Annotated in this window: 4 protein-coding genes; 1 reads left to right on the top strand and 3 read right to left on the bottom strand. The window is 67.1% G+C overall.

Annotated elements, in window-relative coordinates; genetic code table 11:
• Window positions 1-68: 68 nt before the first annotated feature.
• On the top strand, window positions 69-836 hold the full coding sequence (locus B4M62_RS00610; RefSeq protein WP_290703638.1) for a hypothetical protein: 768 nt from the start codon (window positions 69-71) through the stop codon (window positions 834-836).
• A gap of 59 nt (window positions 837-895) precedes the next feature.
• On the opposite strand, the gene B4M62_RS00605 is transcribed toward B4M62_RS00610, so the two are convergent.
• The 3 genes from B4M62_RS00605 to B4M62_RS00595 all read right to left on the bottom strand — a co-directional run.
• Window positions 896-1,612 (bottom strand): M14 family zinc carboxypeptidase, encoded by a 717-nt coding sequence (locus tag B4M62_RS00605; protein ID WP_290703636.1) that lies wholly within the window; start codon window positions 1,610-1,612, stop codon window positions 896-898.
• Entirely contained in the window at window positions 1,597-3,072 is a 1,476-nt protein-coding gene (locus B4M62_RS00600) for a GMC family oxidoreductase (protein WP_290703634.1), read from the bottom strand. The genes B4M62_RS00605 and B4M62_RS00600 overlap by 16 nt, the downstream gene beginning before the upstream one ends.
• Before the next feature lie 13 nt (window positions 3,073-3,085).
• A partial coding sequence (locus B4M62_RS00595) for an SDR family NAD(P)-dependent oxidoreductase (RefSeq protein WP_290703632.1) occupies window positions 3,086-3,406 on the bottom strand: 321 nt, incomplete at its 5' end.

The following is a 3,406-nucleotide window of genomic DNA, read 5'->3' as shown; positions in this document are numbered from 1 at the left end:
GGCATGAGGAGCTGATTTGTGCAACGCGCCGTGCTCAAGTCGCGTGCGCGAGTGTCGATAGGTCAACCGTGATGGATCGGCTCATTCTCGGCGTCGTTGGGGTGCTGTGCGCCGCCTACGTCGTATTTGGCGGCACGTTTGCCGCCGACGACGCGCCCGCTCCTGCCGTCGCACCGGCACCTGTGGCCACCACAACCAAAGTTGCCACGAAACCCGCCACCACCGCAGCGAAGGCGACGCCGACCGCGACGACGCCTCCGCGCAAAGATGGCGTGTCCCCTACACCGGCCCAGATGCCCGCCGCGCAGCGCCGCTACGCCAAGGGGCTTCTGACAAGCGCCGACGTGCCGGCCGACACGCGCTTTCGCGCCGACCGCGTTCGACGGACCCCGCAAGGGCCGGGCATGCTCGCGCGTGAATTCGCCGGGGCCACAGTTGCCGACGCTGCGGTGAGCCGGATCAGCTCGATCACGATTCCACTCGACAGCGTCGCCCATGCCAAGGAGTTCTTCCGTCGCTCCTACGGGATGGAGAAGGTGGTTCGCGCCGAGATCAACAGCCACTTCGACCTGGCACCGGTGACCGGCGCCGATCCCATCACCCGTCGCCAAATCTCCCGCCGAGCCGACGTCATCCTCATCGAGGTCACCTACGAGCCGGGCAAGCAAGGCGTGTTCGCCTTCGCCCGCACGAACACGACGATCGTGGGAGTCGGTGTGTACTGCGCCCCCGGTGCGCTCGGATCGAAGGCGCTCATGCCGCTGCTGATCCAGGCGGTGGAAAACACCGGACCGCCAAACGCGGCCCAAATGATGGCGATCAACCAGCCCGACTGACCGCGCGAGTCAGATACCCCGGTTGATGACTCGCTGTCGCGCTCCGTCGCGGCGGATGTTCATCCTGTCCGGGCTGCTGCGGCCACCGCACCGATCGCCCGCACATGGGCGGCCCGCGCCGATGAGCGCATGAGACCGCTTGGAAGTTCGACGACAAACGCGGCTGACGCGGGAAAGATGCGCCGCTGCCATCCCGTCGCGGTACCGCGAATCGTGTCGTCGGTGCGCATCGTCATGCCGACGGCGCGTGCGTAGATCCCACCCGATCCAACACTGTTTCCCGACGCCCACACCAGATTCATGTGTTGGTGATACCAGATCGTCACCTGGGGTTTGAACCGCAAAATGAACGCCCGCCCGGCCTTCGATTCGGGCTCTGAGAACGGGCTCGGACCGCTGTAGTAGGTGCTCCACGGCCGACCGGAGCGCACCCAACGCCGTCGCCAATTGCGGTTGAGATCGACGCCCGCGCCATTTTGGCGGGTGGCGTAGCGCAGCCCGTCGGGGTTCAGTGTCGGAATGATCCAGAGATTCATGTTCACGTTGGCGGCAAGCAGCGGGCGCGTCAGCGCCCGTGCGGCGCACTCATTCCCATGGATGCACCCGACGATGAGCACACGCGGACCGGTGGAATTTCCGGTGTGGATCGCCTTGATGGCGCGCCCTTGCCGAGAGTGGCCGATCACCTGAACCGTCGTCGCGGATGCTCCTGCGCCGCCGCCAAGAACGAGCGCCAGGGTGGCGATGGCACCCCGCCAGCTCACTGGTCGACCCACTGCGCGGCGATCCGTTCGGCCAGGGCGATGACGGCCAGATGCGTGTTGGCCGACGGGATGCGCGGGATGACCGAGGCATCGATGACCGACAGACCCTCGAGTCCAAACACCCGGCAATCGCCGCCCACCACCGCCGTCTTGTCGCCGGGGCGCCCCATTCGGCAGGTGCCGACCACGTGATGGAAGGTCTCGACCGTGCGAAGTGCATGGCCGTCGTCGTCCTGGTTTGGCCAGCTGTGCACCACCTCGGCGACCGGCGCGGTGCGCGAGAGCGCCATGAGCTCGCGGCCGGCCGCGACGGCCACATCCATGTCGCCCTCCGCCTCGAGCCACCCCATGCCGATGCGCGGCTGCAGGCGCGGATCGGTCCCCGCCAGGTCGATGGTCCCGGTGCGCCCTTTGCTGTCGGCCACCTGGACATTCCAGTCGCTGTAGCGGTGCCCGGCGTCGGTGATCCCGGCGTAGGGCATGATCTGAAAGAGCCGCTCCTTTCCCGCCACCTCGGCCGTCGCGGTGAGCAGCACCTGGATCCACGGGTTCGGCCATGACGGCACGTCGGTGTCGATCCAAAACCGGTAGCTCACTTTGGGGTGGTCCTGCATCCCCCGCCCGACCCCGTCGAGCTCGTGGACCATCGAAATGCCATGCGGACGAAGCTTCTCGGCCGAGCCGATGCCCGAACGCAACAGCAGGGCCGGGCTTGCGTAGGTGCCAAGAGCCACGATCACCTGGTCGGCGTCGTAGCGACGACCGGTCCCCTCGGCGTCGACCACCTCCACCGCCACCGCCCTGCCGTTGTCGATCACGACTCGGTCGCAAATCGCACCGGTCACCACCGTGATGTTGTCGCGCTCCATGGCCGGTGCGAGATAGGTGTCGGCAGGGGTGATGCGCACCCCGTCGATCATGTTGAACGGGGTTGGGCCAACCCCGACCGCGCCCGGTGCGTTGTGATCGTCGACCCAGGCGTGACCACGCGCGAGCGCGGCGTCGGTGAAGCGATCAAAGATCGAAAACCACTGCTTGCGCGGGTAGCGATTGACGGGAATCGGACCACGGTCGCCGTGGTAGGGCTTCGCGCCATACTGCAGGTCGCGCTCGATCGCGGTGAACCACGGAAGCCAAGACTCCCACCCGTAGCCGTCGACGTACTCACCCCACTCGTCGTAGTGCTCGGGAAGCCCGCGCAGGGCGATCGTGGCGTTGGTGATCGACGAGCCGCCGACGACGCGCCCGCGCGGCACGTGCACCATGCGCGGCGACGCACCGGCCTGGGCGAGAAGCCCCCAGTCGTGGGTCTCTTTGATGATGCGATAGGCGTGGGTGAGCTCCGCCGGCCAGCTGCCGGGCCCGTAGCGTGGCCCGGCCTCGAGCACCACGATCTCGGCCCCGGGTATGGCACCAAGTCGCCCGGCAAGCACGCACCCGGCCGTCCCTCCACCTGCAATGACGATCCGCACGTTCCAGGTCTCCTTATGCCGAGGCCATGCGGCCGCCGTCGATCACGAGTGTCTGACCGGTGATGAACGCCGCGGCGTCGGTCAGCAAAAATACGATGGGCCACGCGGCCTCATCGGTGACGCCGACCCGACCAAGCGCGGTCTTTGTCACGAACTTGTCGCGAAGAGGCGGGTTTGCCGCAAGGAGCTCATCGACGAGCTCCGTCGCGATCGTCCCCGGGTTCACCGAGTTGCAGCAGATGCCCGCCGGTCCAAGCTCCACGGCCATGGTGCGGCTCATCGCGTCCATCGCCGCCTTCGTGGCGTTGTAGGGGGCGATGTTCGGCAATCCCGA

It is taken from the genome of Gordonia sp. UBA5067 (genome assembly GCF_002414845.1).
GTDB lineage: Bacteria > Actinomycetota > Actinomycetes > Mycobacteriales > Mycobacteriaceae > Gordonia > Gordonia defluvii.
The sequence above is the reverse complement of the archived record's forward strand: the minus strand, read 5'-3'. Positions and strand labels throughout refer to the sequence as shown.